This is a genomic window from Muribaculum sp. An289, from assembly GCF_002159555.1.
Lineage (GTDB): Bacteria > Bacteroidota > Bacteroidia > Bacteroidales > UBA932 > Merdivivens > Merdivivens faecigallinarum.
Map to the genome: position 1 here is coordinate 1 of NZ_NFIV01000003.1, position 23,732 is coordinate 23,732.

Genomic DNA, 23,732 nt, shown 5'->3' on the forward strand with positions numbered 1-23,732 from the left:
AATGGGGGACACCGCTTGGCGGGTAGTTTGACTGGGGTGGTCGCCTCCAAAAGGGTAACGGAGGCTTCCCAAGGCGCGCTCAGCACGAATGGCAACCGTGCGTTGAGTGCATTGGCAGAAGCGCGCTTGACTGAGAGACCGACAAGTCGACCAGGTGCGAAAGCAGGGCAAAGTGATCCGGCGGTTCCGCATGGAAGGGCCGTCGCTCAAAGGATAAAAGGTACTCCGGGGATAACAGGCTGATCGCCCCCAAGAGCTCAGATCGACGGGGCGGTTTGGCACCTCGATGTCGGCTCGTCACGTCCTGGGGCTGGAGCAGGTCCCAAGGGTTCGGCTGTTCGCCGATTAAAGTGGCACGCGAGCTGGGTTCAGAACGTCGTGAGACAGTTCGGTCCCTATCTGTTGCGGGCGTGGGAGATTTGAGGAGCGCCGTCCTTAGTACGAGAGGACCGGGACGGACGGACCTCTGGCGTGCCGGTTGTGGCGCCAGCTGCACCGCCGGGTAGCCAAGTCCGGAAGTGATAAGCGCTGAAAGCATCTAAGCGCGAAGCCCCCTCCGAGATAAGATCTCCGTTTAAGGGCCGTGGGAGACTACCACGTCGATAGGCGGGAGGTGCAAAGCCGGCGACGGCAAAGCCGACCCGTACTAATTGCCCGTAGGTTTCGTTCCGGCGCCTCGAAGTGTCTCTTTCCTGCCGCATACGCGGGGGCAACGGTGACCCGTTCCCCCGTGACGAATAAAGGCGGCAATGGAGGCGGGGTCCCACCTCTTCCCATCCCGAACAGAGAAGTTAAGCCCGCCATCGCCGATGGTACTGCCCGTAAGGGCGGGAGAGTAGGCCGCCGCCGTCCTTGATGAGGAGGTCCCAGCGACACCGGGCTCGTCCCGTGCGCGAGGGGCCTCCTTTTTTTTCGTATCCGTCCCGCCCGTATCTTCTGGTCCGGATTCTTTTTTTTGCCTGAATCTATTTTATTGAAAATAAGGTAATTCATCTTTGATGTGCATATAAATTATATATATTTTTCCGTCCTGTATAGCTTTTCCCTCCTTATTAATTCGTATTTTTGTTTGGCAAGTAGCGTGGAATATATAATTATAATGCTTTTCATGTTGGGCTGAACTTGCTTGTCAGATGTATGGGGATGAAAGAATCTTAATATGAAATGATATGAAAAAGTTGAATTTTATCTTTTGTTTTGTATTGTCAGTTTTTCTGTTTTCCGCGTGCCAGAAGACGGAGGAATTGCAGTCTATCGAATTAAGCCATTCAGAGCTCAATATGGCGGTTGGCGACACGGTAAGATTGTCGGTGTCGGTTACTGGAAACAGCCATGATGTAATCCTTTCATGGTCTTCCTCGAATCCGGCTGTAGTGACGGTAGATGACGGTCTGGTTACGGCAGTATCTTCCGGAAATGCAGAAATATCTGTAAGTTGCGGTGATGTGTCTGATGTTTGTTCAGTGATGGTTGCCAGTGGATCAGGGGCAAATCCCGATGTAGAATCGGTAAAACTGGATAAGGATAAACGCACAATGGTCAAGGGCGAAAAATTGAAGTTTACGGCAACAATAGAGCCGGAAGAGGCGGCTGAGTGGACTGAAATCCAGTGGTTGTCTTCAGATGAGTCTGTGGCAGTAGTCGATGATGAAGGCCTCGTCTCCGCTTTGGCCGTGGGGAACGTTACAATTACAGCGAAGGCAGGTGATGTTTATGATGAATGTGAAGTGAATGTCGTGGAAAAGTCTGTGGAAGATATAATCCTTAGTGAAGTCGATATAGAACTTACTGTCGGGCAGACTCATACTTTGACCGCTACTGTAATGCCTGAAGGCTTGGACGATGTTGTCCTCGAATGGGCGACTTCAGACGGGAATGTCGCAGTTGTCGATAATGAAGGTACTGTGACTGCTGTGTCCGCAGGTAAAGCTATCATTACTGTAACGTGTCAGAGTGTAATGTCAGAGTGCAATGTTACGGTGACTGCCGTGCAATTGCCAGCTCCGCAGATTGGCGATTTTTATTATTCAGACGGAACATGGTCCTCCAATCTCGATGATGAGAAGCAGGTAGTAGGTGTCGTATTTTATGTCGGTGACCCTGCACAAGACGATGGTATTTTAAGGAATGACTATCCTGAATGTACGCATGGCCTTGTGGTTTCTTTACAGTGCCAGAAAGGCCCTTGGCAAGCGGGATATTCAAATTACAATGATCATGTAGATGTCTGGGTGCAGGAAAATCTTTCGGGATATGAAAGTCTGTTAGGCGGAATGAATGGCAATCTTCCCGAAGACAATCTTAATGAAATGCTTGGATACCAGTATACCAAGGCAATAAAGGCTTTTAATGAAGAACTGTCACATGCGGATTGTATTGTAGATGTCGTGTCCGGAATTTCTTCATTTGAAGCAGAGACTCCTGCCCCGGATTCTTCTACCGGATGGTATTTGCCGTCTATAAAGGAAGTTACCCTGATGTTTTACGGAGAATACGATGATAATATATATAATATATTTAATGAGGCTCCTAACAGAGACGTTGTCAACGCTTCGCTTTCGGAAATTTCGGGTGCGGATCTTATCGGGGACGATGATATGTACTATTGGTCAAGTTCGGAAACATACGCAAACAGTCCTGGCCAGGCGTATTCAATGTATGCCAGGTTTCCTATGATTTCGCAATGGATGAAGACATCGGAAGGAGCGTATTTTTATATTCTGGCATTTTAGAAGTGATATATTTTAAAATCGAAGGATGTGCCTGAAAACAAGTAGGGCGCATCCTTTTGTCGTAAATAATTGTATGTTTTTTTTACTTTATGTGTCGTTATGCGTATATTAGTTAAAGTTTGCAAATGATTTCGCGATTATGCTTATAATATTCTTATTTTAAGTGAAATGAAAATATTGAGCGATGCATATCTGATGCGTTTGTTGTCTGATGGATATCAATGGCCTATGCCTGTTTTGCTTAAACGGTATGGAAATATGGTGTACCGCCTCGTCTACCGAATTTTGCAAGACAGCGATGAGGTCGATGATATTGCACAGGAAGTCTTTGTCAAGGTATGGATGAAAGCTGCGGATTATGATGAAAAATACAAATTGTCGACATGGATTTACCATATAGCCTATAATCTTTCCGTGGACCGTCTGCGTGAACTTGACCGGAAAGCGGTCTTTGAATCGGAGTACGGCGTGTTTTCGGATGATTCCCTTGATTTTGAGGATCCCACAGTCAAGGATGATTTCAGAAAATTACTGAAAATTGTTTTGTCAAAACTGACACCTTCGCAGAGGGGCGTGTTCTGTCTTTCGGAACTTGAGGGCCTGTCTTATAAAGAAATTTCATATATTACAGGTATGACATACGATTCAATAAAGAGCAATTTGTATTTAGCCAGAAAAAATATTAAAAACACATTGCAGAGGAGGTATAAATGATGGATTATGAGGAATTTATAAAGAAGATGAGGAAAACGGGTCCGGTATTTCCGAAATCTTTGGTAAAGTCATTGTTGAAAGAAATGCGCATGCAAAGTATGACGGAAGATTCATCGTGGCGTATGACGTTTTACCGCTTTACTGTTTCAGTTGTCTGTGCGGTGCTTACAGTGTCCTTAGCCCTGCTTTTTTACTCCGGACAGGGAGTCCGGGCTGGAAAACCATTGTATGTGTCGCATTCTGGGGTGCCGGCTGTCTTCTATTCTGAGAAGTATCTGCCCGAAAACTCCGTCCAGTTTGAAGTACGTTTGGATACCTATAAGAAAAAATTAATTTTTTTACAGAATGAAAAAAAATAGATTATTGTGTTTTATCGCAGCAATGGTGGCTGTTTTGTTTTTGGATGTTTCGTGCGCTGAGGATTATTATTATGTAACTACGGATATTAGTCATACGGATAGGGTACATAGAAAGGTATTTCTCTCCGATACTGCCATACTTAATGATTTCAGGGCAAATGGGTGGAAGGTGTCGGAAGCAGGCGGACAGGATTCATCTTTTTTTATTAAAGGAAATGACAACAGATATAAGGCCGCGGCTACGTGCATCTCGGGCAAACCGGATTCCCTGGGTCTTTTTTTCATACCCGGGATACGGGAAAAAATCGATAAGCATTTCAAGTGGTTTACTACTGAATACGTTTATTCGGCTTATTTTCCTAAATGCGAATTGCCTGTTCTTCCGATAGAAGAATTTATCGATTTGCAGGATAGGAACATTTGGTTGAGAGGCGAAGGAATGGATCCTGCCATGAGCGGCTATGAGATTTTTTATCAACTTGACGATATAAATAATGATTTTTTGAAGTGGTATGCGTATTCTTGCCTTGAATTCGATCTCGATTTGTTCATGCCTTATGTAGACAAAAAGATGGCAGATTCGTTGGTGAAGAATAAGGCGGACATATTTTCGCAAGTTGTGTTATCCGATATATCCGGCTCGGCAGATCCCGAATATTTCAGCGATATTGCGGATGAATATTTCGACTGTTCATATTTCAATGGACTGTATGAAACGCATAAACAGGTGATTGACAGTCTTTATAATGCGACAGAGGAGCAGGCTCTCGAAAAATTTTCCTCGTATTGGTATTTTTCTGTAAAGATGCCAGGGAAGATAGTTTCAACGGACGCGAAACAGTGCGATGGGAAAACTGCCTTGTGGTACGTTTATCCTATCAGGATGATAGACGGGCCGATGAAGATTGAGGCGGTTTCCGTTAAAACGAATATATGGGCCTGTGCCGTAAGTGCAATTGTCATTGGTTTGGCCGTTTATTCGATTTTAAGAAAATCCGGTCCGCGGTGCAGACGGAGTTAACTCGGGGCAATGTTTCATTTTGGCCTGTATGGGGATATCCCATGCCGGAAAACAGGAAAGAGGATACGCTTGAATATCCAAGTGTACCCTCTTTCGCTTTATTGCTACAAGCATTTGCTATTCGGCAAATGCTATTATCTCGCCTTTGGCCACATTGTCGCCCTGTTTTGCGCAGATAGCCACAATCTTGCCGTCGAAACCTGAAACTACTTCTTCCATTCCGTAATATGCCTGGACGTAGCACAAAGGTTTGTCGGCTTCAACCTTTGTGCCGATATTAGGTGCCGTAGATGCATCGTCTACATCTATCTGCCATATTACCTGACCCTTTACAGGAGCCTGCACAGGTTTTGCGTTAGGGTATTTTTCGGTAATTTTTTCTATATCGAACTTAGGCATTTCGACTACAGGCCTTGTGATGACAATCGGTGCGCCGGCTTTGGCCCTTGCAGCTTCGAGGTCTTTCTTGAACCTTTCTTCAGCTATGCCGCTCTTGTAATCGAGATACTGCCTCTCGTGCATTGCATATTCGAAGAGTTCTTCGTCGTCTTCGCCGAAGTCCCAGCCCCTTTCCTGCATGTCTTTCCTGTACTTGTCGAGCTCGTTAGGGAAGGCGTCCTGAGGGTTGCCGGTGTAGAATTCAAGGCCTTTGCTCTTGGCAAGTTCAACGATTTCAGGAGCAAGAGGTCCAGGAAGTTTTCCGGTTTTGCCGAGAATCATGTTCCATGTATCCTTGTCTATGGTAGTCCAGCGAGGCTGTCCTTTGAGCGTATTCATGAGGTTCATGAGCGCCGTATTCTTGACATACTGGCTGAAAGGAGTTACCAATGGCGGATAACCCAGTCTCGGCCATACATACTCGACTTCCTTGAAGAGCAATACCATAAGGTTGTCAAGAGTGAGTTCTGGCTTGCCCTGGTTCTTCAGTGACAGGTTTATAGCTCCGTGGAATCCTTTCAGGTCGGCCATCATTGAGCCCATCATGCCTCCTGGAAGTCCGCAGCCTACGAGGAGGGAACTCATCTTGGAGTTGCCTTTGTCTATCCAATAGCCGAGGAAGTCGTCTATGAATGACTGTGTCAGCCTTCTGACTTCCATGTATGCGTCCATGTTAAGGTCTTTTACGAGGAAGCCGTCGGCTTTCATCATTTCACGGATTGTGATTACGTCCGGGTGAACCTTGCCCCATGACAGCGGTTCTACCGCAACATCAAGGTAGTCCGCACCGGCACGGGCAACTTCGAGCATGGAAGCCGGAGAAAATCCAGGGCCCGTATGGCCGTGGTACTGGACAGGCATGTTAGGATATTTCTTCTTGATGGCGGCCACGAGTTTTGCCAATGCGGTAGGGCGGCCTATTCCGGCCATGTCCTTGAGGCAGATTTCATCGCAACCGTATTCGACAACTTTGTCTACGATGTCCATGTAGTATTCGACCGTGTGGATCGGGGAGTGGGTGATGGACAGGGCTACCTGGGAAATCATTCCGCCTTTCTTGGCGTATTCTACAGAAAGTCTGAGGTTCCTGTGGTCGTTAAGTCCGCAGAACGATCTGGAAATGTTGGTTCCCTGTTTTGCTTTTACCTTGTACATCAATTCGCGGACGTCTGCCGGAACCGGGAACATCCTGAGCGCATTGAGACCCCTTTCGAGCATGTGTGTCTGGATGCCTACCTTGTTGAAAGGCGCAGTCCATTCACGGACGGCCCTGTTCGGGTTCTGTCCGAAAAGCAGGTTTACCTGTTCGAAAGCTCCTCCGTTCGTCTCGACCCTGTCGAAACATCCCATGTCGATTATGGCTGGAGCGACTTCTTTAAGCTGGTGGACCATAGGGACATATTTTCCCGATGATTGCCACATGTCCCTATAAACGAGGGAGAATTTTATTTCACGTGCCATTTTTTATAATTATGTATTGTAATTGTCTTCAGCGCGCATGGTTTTCCATGCAAAATTTAATCCCACAAATATAGGCAATATTATTCCAATACGGTTATCCGGAAGCGGAAAAATTGCCGTCGTAGGAAAATTTTTTGGAGGTTGTCAGATTTTTTTTGGTTCGAATGAAAAAATGTGTATCTTTGCAGTCCCTTTCAGGATTGAAAGGAAAATGGTGCCTGTAGTTCAGTTGGTTAGAGCGTCAGATTGTGGTTCTGAATGTCGTGGGTTCGAGTCCCACCCGGCACCCTGGGAAACGGGGTACTGTCCGTAAAGGCCGGCCCCGTTTTTTTTGTTTGTTAATTTGAGTTATAATTAAAACGGAAAATGAGACGTTTGTTTTTTTTGCTCTCCATCGTCATCTGTTCGGCGGTGTCGGCTTGCAGTTTTTTGGAAAATAAGGATTTTGTAGCGGCAGAAGTCACTTTTGAAGATATCTCTTTCGATACTACCGGTTTCATATCCTCCGTTCCATACTCTTTCGAAGGAGGCATAGCCGTTTTTGCCAATAATTTCCAGTCTGAATACGGAAGCTATGAAGGTTTTGCATTTTCATGTCTGAATGATACCGAAACCCCAGGGATAGTCAATCAGTTCAGCGTTTATGGGAATGGCGGGTGCGATGGGTCGTCGAATTTTGCCGTTTACTATTATAATACGTTCGAGTCGCAGCTGGAAGGCAGGAAAATAATATTTTCGGACGATATCAGGGTGAATCTCGAGTCCGTGTGCGTTACGAATTCGACTTATGTCGCGCTGGACATGCTCAACGGTTCCGATTTCAGTAAAAAATTCGGCCCGGGCGACTGGTTTCTCCTTACGGTAAAGGCTGTCTGCGCCGATGGCAGTGAAAAATCCGTGGAATATTATCTTGCTGATTTCAGGGATGGAAAATCCTACGTCTGCAACAGCTGGACGGAAATAGACCTGAGCAGCATGACGGATGTGTTGTATATGGATTTTGTCCTTACCTCTTCGGACAGCGGCGAATACGGAATGAACACTCCGGCATATTTCTGTCTTGACAATCTCAAATTCCGTTACAGGAAATATTAGAAACAGTTTCGTAGGATTACGGGACCTGGCGGTTTATCGGCTTGCCCCGGTTTGCCTTGGTTTGTCCCGTTTTGCCTGTGTTATCTATGTTGCTTGTGATAAAAATTTTGCAACTAAATAAATTGTGCTTATCTTTGCATCCGCTTTGAATGCAATAAGGCAATGGGGGTATAGCTCAGTTGGCTAGAGCATCTGCCTTGCAAGCAGAGGGTCGTCGGTTCGACTCCGACTATCTCCACGGATGATTTCAGGCAGTTACGCGAAAGTGTGGCTGCCTGTTTCCGTATCTGAGCATGGCGGTTCCGCTGGTCCTTATTTTTCACCCCACAGCCATCTGGTTTCTTTGTAAGTTGTTAATAGTCAATAATTTGTAAAAATACGGTCTAGTTGACAAAAGGAAGGGACATGACCGGACAACACTCACTCTTGTTTTAGATATATCTGTATTAAGGGGCATTCGTGTCCCTTGGTTTTCGTATCTATAGAGTGTGGGGTATTGGGTATCGTCTGTTTTCCTTTGGGTTAGCCACAACCTTCTATAAGACAGGCGGAATCGGCTCCACACTTTCTTGTTTGTAGCAAATCCGTAATGGGCCGGCGGGAAAAATACAGATGTATGAAAAGCTTTTTTACATTGTGGCGGCATTGCTGTTGTTGACGTCTTGCGGTGCAGGCAAGAGGTCTGCCGATGTTTCGCGCGAGAAAGGCAAAAGTCTTGAAGGCGATAAAGTTATGGTAGAGACGGTAAGACTTCATGGTATCGATGAGGCCGAGGTCCTTAATGAAGACGGCACGAAATTAATCAAAATGCCTTTTAAATGGTATGCCGGCATAGGTACGGCGGACAACAAACAAGTTGCCATAGAGCTGGCCCAAAGGGAAGCCTATGCAACCATTTCGCGTGTGCTGAACAATATCGTCCAGGATCAGGCACAGCGGGGGAACCTGGCCAATAACGGCAAGGTACAGCAGGCCCTCTCTTCATATTGGGAGCAGATAAGCGTTTCGGTCCAGAATGCCTGCGAGCCGTTCGGTGAAACTGTCATTGAATACAATCCTTCTACCGGAATGTACAATGTGACTGCGAAAGTCGGAATCAGGGGCGACCGTTTTAACGATTTGCTGGATACCGCCGGAAAGATACCTGAAAATGAACTTGACAAGGATGAGCTGGATGAATTTATCGATATCAATAAATCGATAATGGAAGCGGCCAAAGGCATTTGAAGGTTATGAAAATGCGGCGGTTGTTCCTTGTGTCGCTTTCTTCTCTGCTGGTTCTGTGTCCTTGTGTCCGTGCGCAGGGAGTGCCTTCCGCATGGAAAGGCTATCAGTCAGATAATTACGTATCCAACATTCAGGAAAGTTACAATGAAAAGAATGAGGGAGCGGCGGAATTTACCGGTTATCTTGCGGATATCGCTGTTGCGAATGTGGCGCGTTCAATAAAAATGAAAGTCCGTGATATGGCGCAAATCGAGAAAAAGGCCGACAACGGCAAGACGTCGGTCGAGTATTATTCTTCTACGGTTTTCATTACCGATGTGGATATAAGCCTGATAGAGACCAGGACCTATTATGACCCGGCCGACGGATACGGTGCGGCAATAGCGTTCATAGACAAGGCGGCTGCTTTGGATTTTTATCTCAAGTCGCTGGAGTTTGCCATCCGGGAGGGCCAGCAGTCATGCCGTCTATAGACAGGGATATCGGGAACGGGCTGAAAATCAAGGCGAGGGATGATTTGGAAAATGCATTGGACAACTTGCTTGAAAGCCGCGACCTGTTTTATTATCTGATGTTTTTCGGTATGGACGGCAACCGGCTGGATGTTTTGCAGGAAAAATATAATGTATTGGCCGAGAGTATGAAACAGACTTTGTCCGAACTTGACAATGGCCTGTCAATCTGTATAGTTTACAATGTGCGTTCCGAGGACGGCAATGATTTCGGCCTGTGCGGTTCCGTCAAAGGGGAGGTGGCGCGAATAGGATGCAACTTTACCGACAATGTGTCCGAAGCCGACAGGATAGTGACTGTAAATGCGGAATCGGATGACTATAATTGTGCGGAATTTTCAGGGTTCCATGTATATACATCGCATGCGACGGCAGAAATAAGCATAATGAATGGCGCTACTTCGGAAACGGTCATGACGGATAATGTTTCCGGAAGCGGAAGCCATACAGCCGGTTATGAGGATGCGACAAAGGAAGCATATAAGGGACTCGCTTCGAGTATAAGTGAAATAATCGTAAAATTTATCAAATAATCATGAGAAACAATCATTTGTTATTGCTGGCATTCCTGTTTGTGATATTGCCGGTCCTGCCTTTGCGAGGGCAGGAAGTAAAGAAAATCGCCATCCTCGAAACCGTGGACAGGGAGGATGCGGTCAGTTACGGTATAAAACTGATGGTGCGGAGCAGCCTTTCGTATGCCATAACCAATACGCCGGGTTACGAAGGGTACGACAGGGTGGATTTGGCCTCTATTGTAGGCGAGCATGATTTCCAGCGGACAGGAATGGTCAGTGACAGCCAGATAAAGCAATTGGGAGCGATGACCGGCGCAAGTTACATATTGGTTGCCGAGACAGCCATGATAGATGCTTCGAACATTTTCATTACCGCAAAGATTCTCAATGTCGAAACTGCAAAATTGGAACGCACGGCAAGTACGCAATCGGGTATAAATGCGGACGAAATAGATGAGAAGTGCGAGGAGCTGGCTGCTTCGCTGTTCGGCGACAATCCAGCTTCACAAAATTCCGAAACAAAAGGCATAAAGGGTTTGGTAGAAGGTTTCAAATCCCTGTTTGGCATTAAACAGAGGACAGAAGAGGAAAAGGCTGAAATCTTAAAGGAAAAGGAGATGCGGCAATTGGAATTAGAACTCCAACAGGAAAAATACAGATTGGAAATGGAAAAACTTAAAAAAGAGGAGGAAGAGCGGAAATTACAGGAAAAATTAAGAAAGGAAGAAGAGATTGCCGCAAAGGCTCGCGAGAAAGAAGAAAAAAAAAGCTGCGAGAATCCGTGAGAGGGAAGAAAAGAAAACAGAGAAAATCCGTAAAAGGGAAGAAAAGCGTACTTTGCGATGAAATTTGCTTATGTCTAAAAGTCCGGTATGAAGGCCTCGTTTCCCGTATTCAGGCATACAGACCATTCCTGAAATAGGTGTCGGTTTTAAGAATTGCAGCAGGGTTGCCTTCGATTTTTCTGTAAAGGGGCATATATGCGGATTTGGTTCTACTATCAGTTTTTATCCTAATTTTTTTGTTTTTGTTATACTAATGTTATATATTTGTGATATTAAATATGACTTAGATATGGAGACAATGGCACTGGACAGAAAACAGACGGCTTTCAGACTTAGGAAAGACTTGATAGAAAGGCTTAAGATGGAGGCAAGGAAAGAGAACAGAAGCCTCAACAACTATGTAGAGAGTGTCCTTATGGATGTTGTCTACAGGACTCCCAATGATGAGACACTTGCATCAATGAAAGAAGCCAAAGAAGGGAGGAATCTTGAAAAACTCAATTTGGATACGTTTGAGGATTTTGTGAAATCGTTGGAGTAGTCGGGTATGTGGGAGTTGAAGATTACAAGGCAGTTCAAGAAAGATTTGAAGAAATATCGGAACAGGGCAGACGAGATATTCTGTCTTTCTGTCGTTTTGAAGATGTTGCAGGAAACAGGTACAGTGTCAAGAGAATATAAACCTCATCTTCTTGTAGGGGAATACACTGGTTTTATGGAATGTCATGTGAAAAATGATTTGCTGCTGATTTGGCTGGACGAGAGGGAAAATATTATCAAACTGGTAAGGTTGGGCACTCATTCCGAATTGTTCAAATAAGTCAGGTTCTCCTTTTTTTGAACAATATTGAAGCAGCTTATAAAAAAACTCTGCTAATTTTGCAGAGTTATTTTTTATGTACCGATACTGAGAAGCTGTCTCAAATTTTCTGAGAAAAATTTTAAACAGCTTCTGAATGAAAATGAATATGAAATACATTTTCCTTTTGTTCTCACGTCTGGCCTTTGCCGGCGGCCTGGTTCTGCTGCTCCCGGTTGTACAGGCTCGGGTAGTGCAGGCGCAGGAAAGGCTTCGGCTGGAACCTTATTTTTCCGAAATTGATTCGGTCGCGGTGAATATGGAATATCCGAGGACTTCGTTCATGACATATCCTGACCTGGAGTCGGCCAGGACATTGAAATTCGAGGACAGCCCTTATTACATGTCCCTTAACGGGGTGTGGGATTTCGTCTATACGGACGATTACCGGGAACTTCCTGCCGCTGTCGTGGCCGCCGGCCGGCCGGACGGTGTCGTGTGGAATAAAATAAAGGTGCCGGGCAACTGGGAAAGGCAGGGTTTCGGGACGGCCCTGTACACCAACCACCAGTACGAGTTCGCGACATACAGGCCCCAGCCTCCGATGCTTCCTGAAGCCATCCCCGCTGGCGTTTACAGGAGGACTTTCGAGGTTCCGTCCGAGTGGGAGGGGCGCGATGTATTCCTGCATGTTTCGGGCGCCAAGTCGGGGGCATACGTTTTCATAAACGGCAGGGAAGTGGGATATGGCGAGGATTCGAAAAATCCGTCCGAATATATTGTGAACGATTATCTTACGGAAGGCGAGAATACCATCGTGCTCGTGATTCTCAGATGGAGTACCGGCTCTTTCCTTGAATGCCAGGATTTCTGGAGGATAAGCGGAATCGAAAGGGACATATATCTGTTTTCCCAACAGCCTTCGGCATTGAGGGATTTCAGGGTCAGGTCTACCCTCGATGACAGCTATGAAAACGGTCTGTTTTCGTTGGATGCGGAGGTGCGCAACCGTTCCGGGAAGGACGGACAGGTGGCGCTCGGCTATTTGCTGGAGGAAAAGGTGTCCGGAAAGGCCGTGGCGGCAGGCGAAGAGTCGAAAAATATCGGAGCGGGGAAGACAGGGTCGTTCAGTTTCGAGGCCGTGATAGAGGATGTGCTCAAATGGTCTTCGGAAACGCCGGAGCTGTACCGTCTCTATATTACGGTGCGTAATGGGGACTGTCCAGGAGAAACCGTCCCTTTCAATGTCGGCTTCCGGAAATTCGAGCTCAGGGGCGATGTCTTCCTCGTTAACGGGCAGCCCGTCAAGTTCAAGGGCGTGAATGTACATGAGCACGACCAGGTTACCGGCCACTATGTGTCGGAGGAGACTATGAGGCATGATTTCGAATTGATGAAGCGCAACAATATCAATGCAGTACGTCTCGCACATTATCCTCAGGACAGAAAATTCTACGAATTGGCCGACGAGTACGGGCTTTACGTTTATGACGAGGCGAATATCGAATCGCATGGAATGTATTACAGCCTCAGCAAAGGAGGAACTCTCGGGAACAATCCCCAGTGGCTCAGACCGCATCTGTACAGGACGGTAAACATGTTCGAAAGGAACAAGAACCATCCTTGCGTTACTTTCTGGTCTCTCGGCAACGAGGCCGGGAACGGATACAATTTCTATCAGACCTATCTGTGGCTGAAAGAAGCCGACAAGGGCCTGATGGACAGGCCGGTCAATTACGAAAGGGCCCAGTGGGAATGGAACAGCGACATGTATGTGCCGCAGTATCCGGGGGCTTCATGGATGGAATACATGGGAAAGAACGGCTCGGACAGGCCTGTCATGCCGTCCGAATATTCGCACGCGATGGGCAATTCCAACGGAAACATAAAAGGTATCTGGGATGCAATCTACCGTTATCGCAACCTTTCGGGAGGCTTTATCTGGGACTGGATTGACCAGGGTTTCCTCGAAAAGGATTCCTCCGGCCGGACATTCTGGGCATACGGAGGCGATTATGGCGGGGAGTACATGCCGAGCGACGGGAATTTCTGCTGCAACGGCATCATAGGCCCTGACCGTCGGGAACATCCGGCAATGGCTGAAATCCGGTATGTCTTTCAGGATGTGGCTTTCGGGCCTGCCGATGACGGCGGTTTCGGGAAAATAATGATAGTGAACAGGGCGTATTTTACTCCGGTGGACGGCCGTTATGAGATTTTCGCCGACCTTGTGAGGGACGGGAAAAAGATAAGGACCAGGCGGCTGGATGTCCCGGTCATAGCCCCTCAGGATACGGTTTCGGTGAGGACTTTTACCGAAAAGGATGTGTCGAAACCGGGAGAATATTATGTGAATCTCCGTGTATGTTCCGTTTATGATACTCCGGGAATACCGCGCGGATACGAGGTTGCCCGTGGGCAGATATTCCTCGGCGGAGAATACGTCGCCCCTGTCTACAGGACGGGAGGTCCGCGCCTGGAGATTTCTGAAGACGGGAATGCGGTCGAGGTCTCTTCCCCGAAGGTGCGTTTCGTCTTCGACAAGGCATCGGCCTCCGTGGTTTCCTATTCGGTGGACGGGATGGAATATCTTGAAGACGGGCAGGGCATAAGGCCGAATTTCTGGCGCGGCCCTACGGACAACGATTACGGCAATGCGATGCCGTCCCGGTTGCAAATCTGGAAGGAGAGCGGAAAGGAACTGCATGCGGAGAGGGTTTCCGTTTCGGATGAAGGAAAATATGTCAGGCTTTCCGTGGAATATGCGTTGAAAGCCGGAAACTTATGTACCCTTACCTACGATGTATATCCGTCCGGGGCGGTCGGAGTGGAGATGCGGCTTTCCCCGACAAAGGATTCTCTGGAAATACCGCGTATCGGATTGCGGTTCGGGCTCGGGAAAGGCACGGACAGGGTGCAATGGTACGGGCGCGGACCGGAGGAGAACTATATAGACCGCAAGGCAGGTACGTTCGTAGGCCTGTATGAATCAACAGCCGAAGACCTGTACTACCCGTATGTGCGGCCTCAGGAAAACGGACATCGTACCGATACGAAGATGTTGAAGCTATATGCCTCTTCCGGAAAACGGGGTCTGGAAATAGTGGCGGATTCGTTATTCGGATTCAATGTTTCGAGGTATTCGGTCGAGGATTTCGATTGTGAGGAATACGCGGACAGGCCTTACCAGTGGAGGAACCTCACCCCTGAAGACAGGGAACACGATGCCGGCAAGGCAAGGAACGTATATAGAAAGCAGGTACATGTCAATGATTTGGTTATGAACGACTATACGGAGGTCTGCCTCGACATGCGCCAGCGGGGAGTCGGCGGTTATGACAGTTGGGGTGCCCTTCCTGAAGACGAACATCGGATATTCACGGACAGGGATTACCGCTGGGGATTTACGATTGTGCCGTTTTAGCGGAAAATAAAAGAGGTGTCGGGAAAATAAAAAGGACGGCCATGGAATGCCGTCCTCTCCGAGCCGCAAGCGAGGATCGAACTCGCTACCTCTTCATTACGAGTGAAGCGCTCTACCAACTGAGCTATTGCGGCGTTTGGGACTGCAAATTTAACAACTAAAGGCGATTTGCCAAAAAAATATATTGTTTTTATGAAAAATAACGGCCTTTCCGTTGAAAAATTTTTCCTGGACGGGACTGTCCAGGGGCTGAAAACGATAGCCGCCGGGGCTGTTTCGGATTTCATAATGCTGTATCTGCGCGATGTCCGGGCCGATTTTCCTGAAGAATCGATGCGGAGGATGCTTTCCGTGGCCGAGGATACCGGCGCTTCCATGCTGTACTCGGACTATAAGGAAAGATTGTCCCCGGATGCGGACGGACGGGAAAAAATCATTCCGTGTCCTTTGATTGATTTGCAGGAAGGGGCCCTGAGGGACGATTTCGATTTCGGACCTTTGGTCATGGTGCGCCGTTCCGCATTTGTAAAGGCGGTTTCCATGATGGATACGGATTACAGGTACGGTGCGTTTTATGAGTTGAGGCTGAGGCTTTCGGAGCAAGGCGGAGGGTTTTCCTCCATCATCCGCATTGCCGAATACCTTTATACCGTAGAAGAAGCGCCTTCCGGGCAAGCCTCTGCCGGGCAATTCGCCTATGTCGATGCGCGCAACCGGGAAAGGCAGGTGGAAATGGAGAAAATCTGTACTGCATATCTGGGAAGGCTCGGTGCCCTTGTCCCCGGAAAGGCGGAAAAGGTGGATTTCGAACCGTCGGAAAATTTTCCCGTAGAAGCCTCGGTGATAATCCCCGTATACAACAGGGTGAAGACCATTGCGGATTCCATCCGGAGCGCCCTGTCGCAGAAAACGGATTTCGCATACAATGTAATAGTCGTGGACAATTATTCCGATGACGGCACCTCGGAGGCAATCGAAAGGATTGCTTCGCTTCCCGAAAATTCGGGCCGGCTCGTGCATCTTGTCCCGTCGCGGCGCGGGCACGGGATAGGGGGCTGTTGGAACGAGGCCGTGCGGAGCAGGCATTGCGGCCGTTTTGCCGTCCAGCTCGACAGCGACGACCTCTATTCTTCGGAAAACACCCTTTCCTCGATAATTTCACTTTTCCAGAAGATGCATTGCGCCATGGTGGTAGGGACCTACAGGCTTTGCGACTTCAATCTTGACGAAATACCTCCCGGAGTCATAGACCATAGGGAGTGGACCGATGCGAACGGACGTAACAATATATTGAGGGTGAACGGCTTGGGCGCTCCGAGGGCCTTTTATGCCCCTCTGTTGCGGGAATTCGGTTTCCCGGATACGAGTTACGGTGAGGATTATGCTGTCGTGTTGAGGTTCTGCCGGGAATATCTCGTCGGGCGTATATACGATGTCCTGTATCTGTGCCGCAGATGGGAGGGCAATTCCGATGCCGGTCTCGACAGGATACGGACCAATGCCAACAACAGGTACAAGGATATGCTCAGGACATGGGAACTCAGGGCTAGGATAAGGATGAACGGGAAAACCGAGGAGGACTGTGGAAAATGAAAATTTATCCCGAAAATACCGAGCTGTCCGTTTTTGCGGCGGCGCAACTGTCCTCGTGGCAGCTGGCCCGAGACAATTACCGTGCATTGAAGTCGGTGCGCACGAAGCGGCTGAAAATACGGGGTCTCGATGCCGTGCTCCAGTACAATCCGGCAAGGATAACATCTTCATCGGCCAAGATAGACAGCGAGTCGCTCGCTTCACGGGAATGCTTTCTGTGCCGTGAACACCGGGTTGACCAGTCGTATATCCCGTTCCATGGCAGGAAAGGTAAGGATTATGACATACTTCTGAACCCTTACCCGATATTCCAGTGGCATTTTACCGTCCCGCTGACATTCCATACCCCGCAGTCGATATGGCGCAGGTATACCGACATGCTTTCTCTGGCGGAAAGGTATCCTTCATACACAATCATCTACAACGGGCCGCAGTGCGGGGCTTCCGCTCCTGACCACCATCATTTCCAGGCCGTCCCGGGGGGAAGCCTTCCGATGGAAACTGCCGCGATGCGCGCCTTTTCGGGTGACGGTGCGGATGGGGCCGACGGGACGGACGGAGTGCTCAGGCCATTGACTTCTTTCGGAAAGGCCTCGCTCTTCCTGATGAACCTCATGACCACGGGAGTTTTTGTCATAAGGTCCTCGTCATCGAAAGATGCCGCAAAACTGTTTTACCGGCTCCTCGATTGCGTGCCGGACGACCCCGGACTGGCCGAACCGATGATTAACCTGCTCTCGTTTTCACGGGACGGCATTTTTTATTCGATTGTTTTCTTGCGGAAAAAACACCGCAGCCACCATTATTATGCTCAGGGGAAAGAAAATATTTTCATGAGTCTCGGCTCCGTGGATATGGGGGGAGTGTTCATCGCCGCCCTTGAAAAGGATTTCGAAAAAGTGACTTCCAGGGATATCGAGGATATATTGGATGAAATATCGATAGACAGGGATTTTCAGGAAAAATTAATTTCCCGCATCTGCCGGGAGCAGCCGGAAATCGAGGTGGGGATAATGTCCGCCCCGCAGATAAGGTTCAGGCTGCTGTATGACGGCGACGGTGTGAAAACCGTTTCGGCAAGGGACGGAAGGCTGCTGTATGACGGTGCCGTCTACGACGAGCTGTATTTCGACAGCCCTACGCGCTCTACATTTTTCGCCGAACCGGCATTCGAACTTTCAGATGTGACGATAGGAAAGGGCTTCCATTGGGAACGCAAGGAATGCCAGGTGTTTGCCGGGGCTCTGAAACTCATTGCGGAAGGCGGCCTGGTGACTGCCGTGAACGTGATAGGGATTGAGGATTATCTGCTGAGTGTCATTTCTTCCGAAATGAAGTCCTCCGCCCCGAAAGAATTCCTGAAGGCCCATGCCGTGATTTCCCGTTCCTGGGCCCTTCTGAAGATAAGGAACCGCGGGGCGGCTGCCGTATCCGTGCGGGAGAAGGTGTCGGACGGCGAAATCATAAGGTGGTACGACGGTGACGGGCATGAACGCTTCGATGTGTGCGCCGACGACCATTGCCAGCGTTACCAGGGCCTTACGCGCGCTGTCGGACACAGGATAAAGGAGGCCATAGATGAGACATGGGGCGAGGTGCTCTCTTATGAAGGCAAAGTGTGCGATGCCCGTTTTTCGAAATGCTGCGGAGGAAAGACCGAGATTTTCAGTACTTGCTGGGACGACACGGACTATCCTTATCTTGTTTCGAAAGACGATCCGTATTGCGGCAGGGCCGTGCCGGGCCTTCTCCGGACGGTTCTGAACGATTATGATATGGAAACGGAATCGTTTTACCGGTGGAAGGCCGGATACGGGGCGGAAGAACTGTCGGCTTTGGTCAGGGAACGTACCGGTATCGATTTCGGAACAGTCACATCCATGGTTCCCGTGCTCCGCGGCCCTTCAGACCGTATCGTAAAATTGGAGATTGCCGGTACCAAGAGGAAAATGGTTTTCGGAAAGGAACTGGAAATCCGCAGGATACTTTCCCGCTCCCATCTGTACAGCTCGGCTTTCGACATAGAATCCGGTGACGGAAGGTTCGTGCTGGAAGGGAAGGGCTGGGGGCACGGCGTGGGGCTCTGCCAGATAGGAGCCGCCGTCATGGCGGCGGAGGGCGCGGGATATAAGGAAATACTGGATTTCTATTATCCCGGGACTTTTATTATCTTTGCTGAACCGTAAAGATTTTCGATTATGAGAAAAATCACTCCGTCGATTACTCCGTGGTCCTGGGTGCCGTCACTGTATTTTGCGGAAGCGCTTCCGTATTTTGCCGTGAACGTCATATCCGTGACTATGTTCAAGAGACTGGGCATGAGTAATGCGGACATAGCCCTGTATACCGGATGGCTGTACCTGCCATGGGTAATCAAGCCGTTCTGGAGCCCCTTCGTGGATATCATCAAGACAAAAAGGTGGTGGGTGGTGGCCATGGAAATCCTTATGTGCTTCGCCCTTGCGGCTGTTTCCTTTGCGATAGACACTCCGGCGGGACCGGTTTTCCATTATATGCTTGCGGCCTTTTGGGTCATAGCCTTTGCTTCCGCCACACATGATATTGCGGCTGACGGATATTACATGCTGGCCTTGGATACCAACCAGCAGTCGTTTTTCGTAGGCATACGCAGCACTTTTTACCGCCTTGCCTCCATTTTCGGCCAGGGGGCAATAGTAGTGCTTGCCGGTTTTCTTGAGACAAAGGGCGGGGATATCCCGAAAGCCTGGCTGGTGACGATGCTTATCTTTACGTTGATTTTCGTCGTTATCACCTTATATCATACTCTGATTCTGCCGCGTTGCGAGCAGCGCCCCGTCCGTTCCGGAAAGGAGAGGAGCGGCAGCATCATATACATTTTCAAGGAATTCGGAAATACTTTCAGGACTTTCTTTTCAAAGAAAGGGGTGTGGGTAGCCCTCCTGTTCATGCTTCTGTACAGGCTTCCGGAAGCCTTTCTGATAAAGATGCTGTCTCCGTTCATGCTTGACCCGCAGTCGGCCGGAGGGCTCGGCTTTACGACCCAGCAGGTAGGCGTGATATATGGTACCGTCGGCACCATAGGGCTCACCGTCGGGGGAATCGTGGGCGGGATTTATGCTTCCCGCAAGGGGCTCAAAAAGTCCATGATGCCGATGGCGCTTTCGCTTGCCCTGCCTTGCGCCGTTTTCGTGTACATGGCGTATTTCCAGTCGCAGAACCTGTATCTTGTCAATACTTTCGTCTTTCTGGAGCAGTTCGGCTACGGTTTCGGTTTTACGGCCTACATGCTGTACATGATTTATTTTTCCGAAGGCGAATATCAGACGGCCCATTACTCGCTGTGTACGGCCTTCATGGCTTTGGGAATGATGCTTCCGGGCATGGCGGCGGGGTGGATACAGGAACATATAGGTTATCTTAATTTTTTCTGGTGGGTGATGGTCTGCTGCATTGCGACGATAGCCGTTACCAGACTTGTCAAAGTGGATGCCGAATTCGGCAAGAAGGATTATGACAGCAGGGATTGACAGGGGCCGCCTTTACGTGGCGGCCGTTTTCTTTTCGGTCTTCACGGCGTTTTTGTGCCTTGCGGCCTTGCCTGCCGCCGCACAGGGCGCCAAGGTGAAGACGGGAATCGAAGTGCTCGTGGAAAACGGTTTCGACATACTTGCAGGCAAGAGGATAGGCCTCGTCACCAATCCGAGCGGTGTGGACAGCCGTCTCAATTCGACCGTGGACATACTTTTCAACGCACCGGATGTCGAGCTCGTGGCTCTCTTCGGGCCGGAACACGGTGTCAGGGGCGACATATATGCCGGAGGCAAGGTGGAGGATTTTACGGATCCCACCACAGGCCTTCCGGTGTATTCGCTTTACGGGGCGACGAGGAGTCCTACGGGGGAAATGCTTGAAGGAATAGACATAATGGTTTATGACATACAGGATGTCGGAGCGAGGTCCTATACTTTCATCAGCACTCTCGGGCTGGTCATGGAGGAATGTGCCGCACGCGATATCGAGGTCGTGGTTCTCGACAGGCCGAATCCTTTGGGCGGAAACAAGGTGGAAGGCTGTGTCGTCGAACCGGGGTTCTTTTCATTTGTCAGCCAGTACCCCATACCTTATATATACGGGCTTACGGTGGGCGAGCTTGCCATGATGATTAACAATGAAGGCATGCTCCGCGGCCAGAATGGCCGGAAGGAACCGTCGCGGTGCCGTCTTACTGTCGTGCCGATGGAGGGCTGGACGAGGGATATGGTCTATTCCGATACAGGGCTTCCGTGGATATTGCCTTCGCCCAACATCCCGCATAACGAATCACCCATGTTTTATCCGGCATCCGGAATAATGGGTGAGTTGCGCAGCTATATGTCGATAGGTGTCGGCCATACCCTTCCTTTCCAGATTTTTGCCGCCCCGTGGATAGATGCGGACGAGCTTTGCGGTAAACTGCGGGAGTACAATCTTCCCGGAGTGGCGTTCAGGCCAATCTGGCTGAATCCGATGGCCGGTGCGTACAAGGGGAGCCTGATACAGGGTGTGCAGTTCGAATATGTGGATTTTGAGGAGGCCGATGTGACCGAAATCCAGTTCTGGGTGATGCAGGCCATAGCGGAGCTGTATCCGGAGCACAAGGCCCTTGAAGCCTGTGCGGGCTTCGGGCTGTTCGACAAGGTCTGCGGTACGGATGCAATCCGGAAAAAATTCGCCGAAAGGCACAAGGTAGAGGATATTCTGGAGTATTGGAGAAAAGATATTGAAACATTCAGGGCAAAAAAATCCAAGTATCATCTATATTTTTGATAAATTTGCAGTTTGTTGTTTTTTGTTTGGGCTTTTGTGATGAATAGGAAGACGATTATATATTGCAGCCTGGTAGTGGCAGTGCTGCTGCTGGCGACGGTTATATGTTTTTCGTTCCTGTTTTCCGATGAGGGGGGCAGGTCGGGACATTCACGTGACAGGAAGGATTTGCCCGTGTCCCTGGAGGCCGTGCCTTCGGATGCGGTGATGGTTTTGGAGTTCGATGATTATGCCCGGGGGGCAGAGGCGTTTTCAAGACAGTCGATGCCGCCGTATGTCTTTTCAGGAAAAAGTGCGGTGCCGAAGGTTTTGAGGGAATTGCCGGAAAAATTAAAGGAGGTTTCGGGTTCCCGTGCCTTGGACGGCCTGCTCCGTGGCGACCTTTCCTTATCGCTCCATTATTCCGGGCACAACAGGATTTCGCCGTTGGTGGCAATAACTCCGGCCGATTCGTCCATCGTCCGTCAGGTAGCCGAGGCTGTGTCGGACATTTCGGGGGACTGCGTTGTCCGCGCTGAAGGAGGCACGGTGGTGTTCACCGATTCGGAAGTCCTGGCGGAGTCTTCCCTGCGGCATCTGTCCGAAGGGGTTTCCATATTGGACAACCCGGATTTCGAGTCCATGGCCCTGTCGGCCGACAGGGGGACCAATCTCTATGTCAATCACCGGAACCTCGGAAAACTCTTTTCCGGATGCTTCAACAGCGGGTATCTCGGCTATGCCTCGTTTTTCCAGAATTTTTCATATTGGAGCTGCTATTCCCTCGAAGAAGTCGGTGAAAACGGCATGGATATAAGCGGTTTCGACATGCATAATGTCACGGTCGACGAATATTCCTATGTTTTCAACGATTTGCGCCCCAAATCCCCGACTGTTTTTTCAGTCACTCCATATTATTCCTCGATGGCACTTTCGCTTCCTGTGTCGGATCTGACTGCCCTGGTTTCGAATATCGACAGATACAGGGACGGTCAGGGACGTCTTGACAAGATGGTGGACAGGAGGCAGGAGCTTGCCCGGAAAGCGGGGATGTCGCCGGAAGAATGGGCTTCGTCCCTGTCGATTGGCGAAGTCGGCGTGATACGCTTCGATACGGGAGGCAAGGAGACTTTCGTAAATATGGTCAAGTGTGGGAATCCGTCGGCGGCAGGGGATACGGCCGTGATGAAAAAATATGATTATCCCGGTTTTCTGGCATCATTGTTCGGCTCTGTCTTTTCGCTGGCCGAGGAAGACTATTGCGTTTCCGTTTCGGGATGGCTTGCGATAGGTCCTGAAAGTGCGATGCGGGATTTTCTCAACGGAAGTGCCCTGGAACTCGATTTGGCAAGGTATCTGTCCGATGCAGGGTTGTCGGACGCCTTTCCGTCCAAATCGCTTCTTACGGTTTACCTTAACTTCGCTTCCGACCCTGACGGCCTTACTTCGCCGTTTAAGACGTCGCTTGCCCGGAGCATCGCCGAGGGGGCGGCAGGATATACGGTGGACATGTACGCATATTCGCTCGTGTCCGGCAAAAACGGGGCTGTCCCTTCGCTGAAAGTGAGGCTCAGCGATTATGAAGTGCCTACGGTGTCGAGATTCGACAGGGATACGGTCGTAGTCATTCCGAAAGGTCCGTGGAAAGTCAAGAACTGCGGTACCGGACGAACCAACCTGATGTACCAGCAGGACAACATGTATATCTGCCTTACCGAAGAAAACGGGAAGGGCATCTGGAGCGCTCCGTTCTCATCGCCGATTTGCGGGAATATAGATCAGCTGGATTATTTCGAGAACGGAAAATTGCAGATGATTTTCGCTTCCGGTTCGAAACTGTATGTCATCGACAGGCTCGGAAGGATGGTGAGGCCTTTCCCTGTTGATCTCGGGAAGGAGATATTACTGGGCCCTCAGGTCTACGATTTCAATCAGAACAGAAAATATAACGTGATGGTGCTGCACACCGACAATACATTGGGGCTGTACGATCTGAAAGGCAGGTTGCGTGACGACTGGGTCGGATTCGATACCGATGAGACCATCAAGAAGCTGCCTCGTCTGATGGAAATAAACAGTTCGCTGTATTGGGTTGTGACGACCTCCCTGCAAACGGTAATCTGCGATTTTACGGGAAAACCGGTGGCGGATTTTTCCGGTTCGAAAAAGATGCGTCCCGATGTCAGGATTGAACCGTATGCCGGAAATTCGGTCGAGATAGAGACTTATGACGGTAAAATGTGGGTGCTCGACCTGAAAAGCGGGGAGTTCAGCAGGAGATAATTGT

Annotated in this window: 17 protein-coding genes, 3 tRNA genes and 2 rRNA genes; 20 read left to right on the forward strand and 2 right to left on the reverse strand. The window is 49.2% G+C overall.

Going from position 1 to position 23,732, the window contains the following annotated elements; all coding sequences use genetic code 11:
* The 5 genes from B5F83_RS02845 to B5F83_RS02870 all read left to right on the forward strand — a co-directional run.
* A 23S ribosomal RNA gene (locus tag B5F83_RS02845) occupies positions 1-671 on the forward strand; the annotation flags it as partial.
* 68 nt (positions 672-739) lie between these two features.
* Positions 740-852 (forward strand): 5S ribosomal RNA (rrf, locus tag B5F83_RS02850).
* A 317-nt stretch (positions 853-1,169) separates the two neighbouring features.
* Positions 1,170-2,732: an Ig-like domain-containing protein gene (locus tag B5F83_RS02855; protein ID WP_087280088.1), complete on the forward strand. Its 1,563-nt coding sequence runs from the start codon at positions 1,170-1,172 to the stop codon at positions 2,730-2,732.
* 168 nt (positions 2,733-2,900) lie between these two features.
* Positions 2,901-3,446 (forward strand): sigma-70 family RNA polymerase sigma factor, encoded by a 546-nt coding sequence (locus B5F83_RS02860; protein WP_087280085.1) that lies wholly within the window; start codon positions 2,901-2,903, stop codon positions 3,444-3,446.
* Between the two features lie 345 nt (positions 3,447-3,791).
* Positions 3,792-4,826, forward strand: a complete 1,035-nt coding sequence (locus B5F83_RS02870) for a hypothetical protein (protein WP_143822443.1) — start codon at positions 3,792-3,794, stop codon at positions 4,824-4,826.
* A 117-nt stretch (positions 4,827-4,943) separates the two neighbouring features.
* Here the strand turns inward: B5F83_RS02870 and B5F83_RS02875 are convergent, their stop codons facing one another.
* A complete protein-coding gene (locus B5F83_RS02875; RefSeq protein ID WP_087280076.1) occupies positions 4,944-6,725 on the reverse strand; it encodes a biotin/lipoyl-containing protein in 1,782 nt (593 codons plus the stop codon).
* Positions 6,726-6,938: 213 nt separating this feature from the next.
* On the opposite strand from B5F83_RS02875, the gene B5F83_RS02880 reads away from it, so the two are divergent.
* From B5F83_RS02880 to B5F83_RS02925, 10 genes are all read left to right on the forward strand, one after another.
* Positions 6,939-7,014 (forward strand) — tRNA-His (locus B5F83_RS02880).
* Positions 7,015-7,091: 77 nt separating this feature from the next.
* On the forward strand, positions 7,092-7,820 hold the full coding sequence (locus B5F83_RS02885; protein WP_087280073.1) for a DUF4465 domain-containing protein: 729 nt from the start codon (positions 7,092-7,094) through the stop codon (positions 7,818-7,820).
* A 164-nt stretch (positions 7,821-7,984) separates the two neighbouring features.
* Positions 7,985-8,058 (forward strand) — tRNA-Ala (locus tag B5F83_RS02890).
* 374 nt (positions 8,059-8,432) lie between these two features.
* Positions 8,433-9,047, forward strand: coding sequence for a hypothetical protein (locus tag B5F83_RS02895; protein ID WP_087280071.1), 615 nt, complete (start codon positions 8,433-8,435; stop codon positions 9,045-9,047).
* 11 nt (positions 9,048-9,058) lie between these two features.
* Entirely contained in the window at positions 9,059-9,520 is a 462-nt protein-coding gene (locus B5F83_RS02900) for a hypothetical protein (protein WP_143822570.1), read from the forward strand.
* Positions 9,508-10,092, forward strand: coding sequence for a hypothetical protein (locus B5F83_RS02905; RefSeq protein ID WP_087280064.1), 585 nt, complete (start codon positions 9,508-9,510; stop codon positions 10,090-10,092). Before B5F83_RS02900 ends, B5F83_RS02905 begins: the two co-directional genes overlap by 13 nt.
* A 2-nt stretch (positions 10,093-10,094) precedes the next feature.
* On the forward strand, positions 10,095-10,862 hold the full coding sequence (locus B5F83_RS02910; RefSeq protein ID WP_087280060.1) for a hypothetical protein: 768 nt from the start codon (positions 10,095-10,097) through the stop codon (positions 10,860-10,862).
* 289 nt (positions 10,863-11,151) lie between these two features.
* The gene (locus B5F83_RS02915; RefSeq protein ID WP_087280057.1) at positions 11,152-11,403 is read left to right on the forward strand and encodes a toxin-antitoxin system HicB family antitoxin; all 252 of its coding nucleotides are present in this window, start codon (positions 11,152-11,154) and stop codon (positions 11,401-11,403) included.
* 6 nt (positions 11,404-11,409) lie between these two features.
* Positions 11,410-11,682, forward strand: a complete 273-nt coding sequence (locus B5F83_RS02920) for a type II toxin-antitoxin system YafQ family toxin (RefSeq protein WP_087280054.1) — start codon at positions 11,410-11,412, stop codon at positions 11,680-11,682.
* A 148-nt stretch (positions 11,683-11,830) separates the two neighbouring features.
* Complete coding sequence (locus tag B5F83_RS02925; protein WP_087280098.1) at positions 11,831-15,085, forward strand: glycoside hydrolase family 2 TIM barrel-domain containing protein; 3,255 nt, start codon at positions 11,831-11,833, stop codon at positions 15,083-15,085.
* Between the two features lie 61 nt (positions 15,086-15,146).
* Here B5F83_RS02925 and B5F83_RS02930 read toward each other — a convergent pair.
* A tRNA-Thr gene (locus tag B5F83_RS02930) sits at positions 15,147-15,219 on the reverse strand.
* A gap of 58 nt (positions 15,220-15,277) precedes the next feature.
* Between B5F83_RS02930 and B5F83_RS02935 the strand changes: the two genes are divergently transcribed.
* Genes B5F83_RS02935 through B5F83_RS02955 form a run of 5 tightly spaced genes read left to right on the forward strand, consistent with a single transcriptional unit; the run spans position 15,278 to position 23,728 of the window.
* A complete protein-coding gene (locus B5F83_RS02935) occupies positions 15,278-16,678 on the forward strand; it encodes a glycosyltransferase family 2 protein (RefSeq protein ID WP_087280052.1) in 1,401 nt (466 codons plus the stop codon).
* Positions 16,675-18,864 carry a DUF4922 domain-containing protein gene (locus B5F83_RS02940; protein ID WP_087280049.1) on the forward strand — a complete coding sequence of 730 codons (2,190 nt, stop codon included), beginning with the start codon at positions 16,675-16,677 and terminating at the stop codon, positions 18,862-18,864. Before B5F83_RS02935 ends, B5F83_RS02940 begins: the two co-directional genes overlap by 4 nt.
* A 12-nt stretch (positions 18,865-18,876) precedes the next feature.
* Positions 18,877-20,187, forward strand: a complete 1,311-nt coding sequence (locus B5F83_RS02945; RefSeq protein ID WP_087280046.1) for an MFS transporter — start codon at positions 18,877-18,879, stop codon at positions 20,185-20,187.
* Positions 20,171-21,466, forward strand: a complete 1,296-nt coding sequence (locus B5F83_RS02950) for a DUF1343 domain-containing protein (RefSeq protein WP_087280094.1) — start codon at positions 20,171-20,173, stop codon at positions 21,464-21,466. Before B5F83_RS02945 ends, B5F83_RS02950 begins: the two co-directional genes overlap by 17 nt.
* A gap of 36 nt (positions 21,467-21,502) precedes the next feature.
* Entirely contained in the window at positions 21,503-23,728 is a 2,226-nt protein-coding gene (locus B5F83_RS02955) for a hypothetical protein (protein ID WP_143822569.1), read from the forward strand.
* The last annotated feature ends 4 nt before the right edge of the window (positions 23,729-23,732 follow it).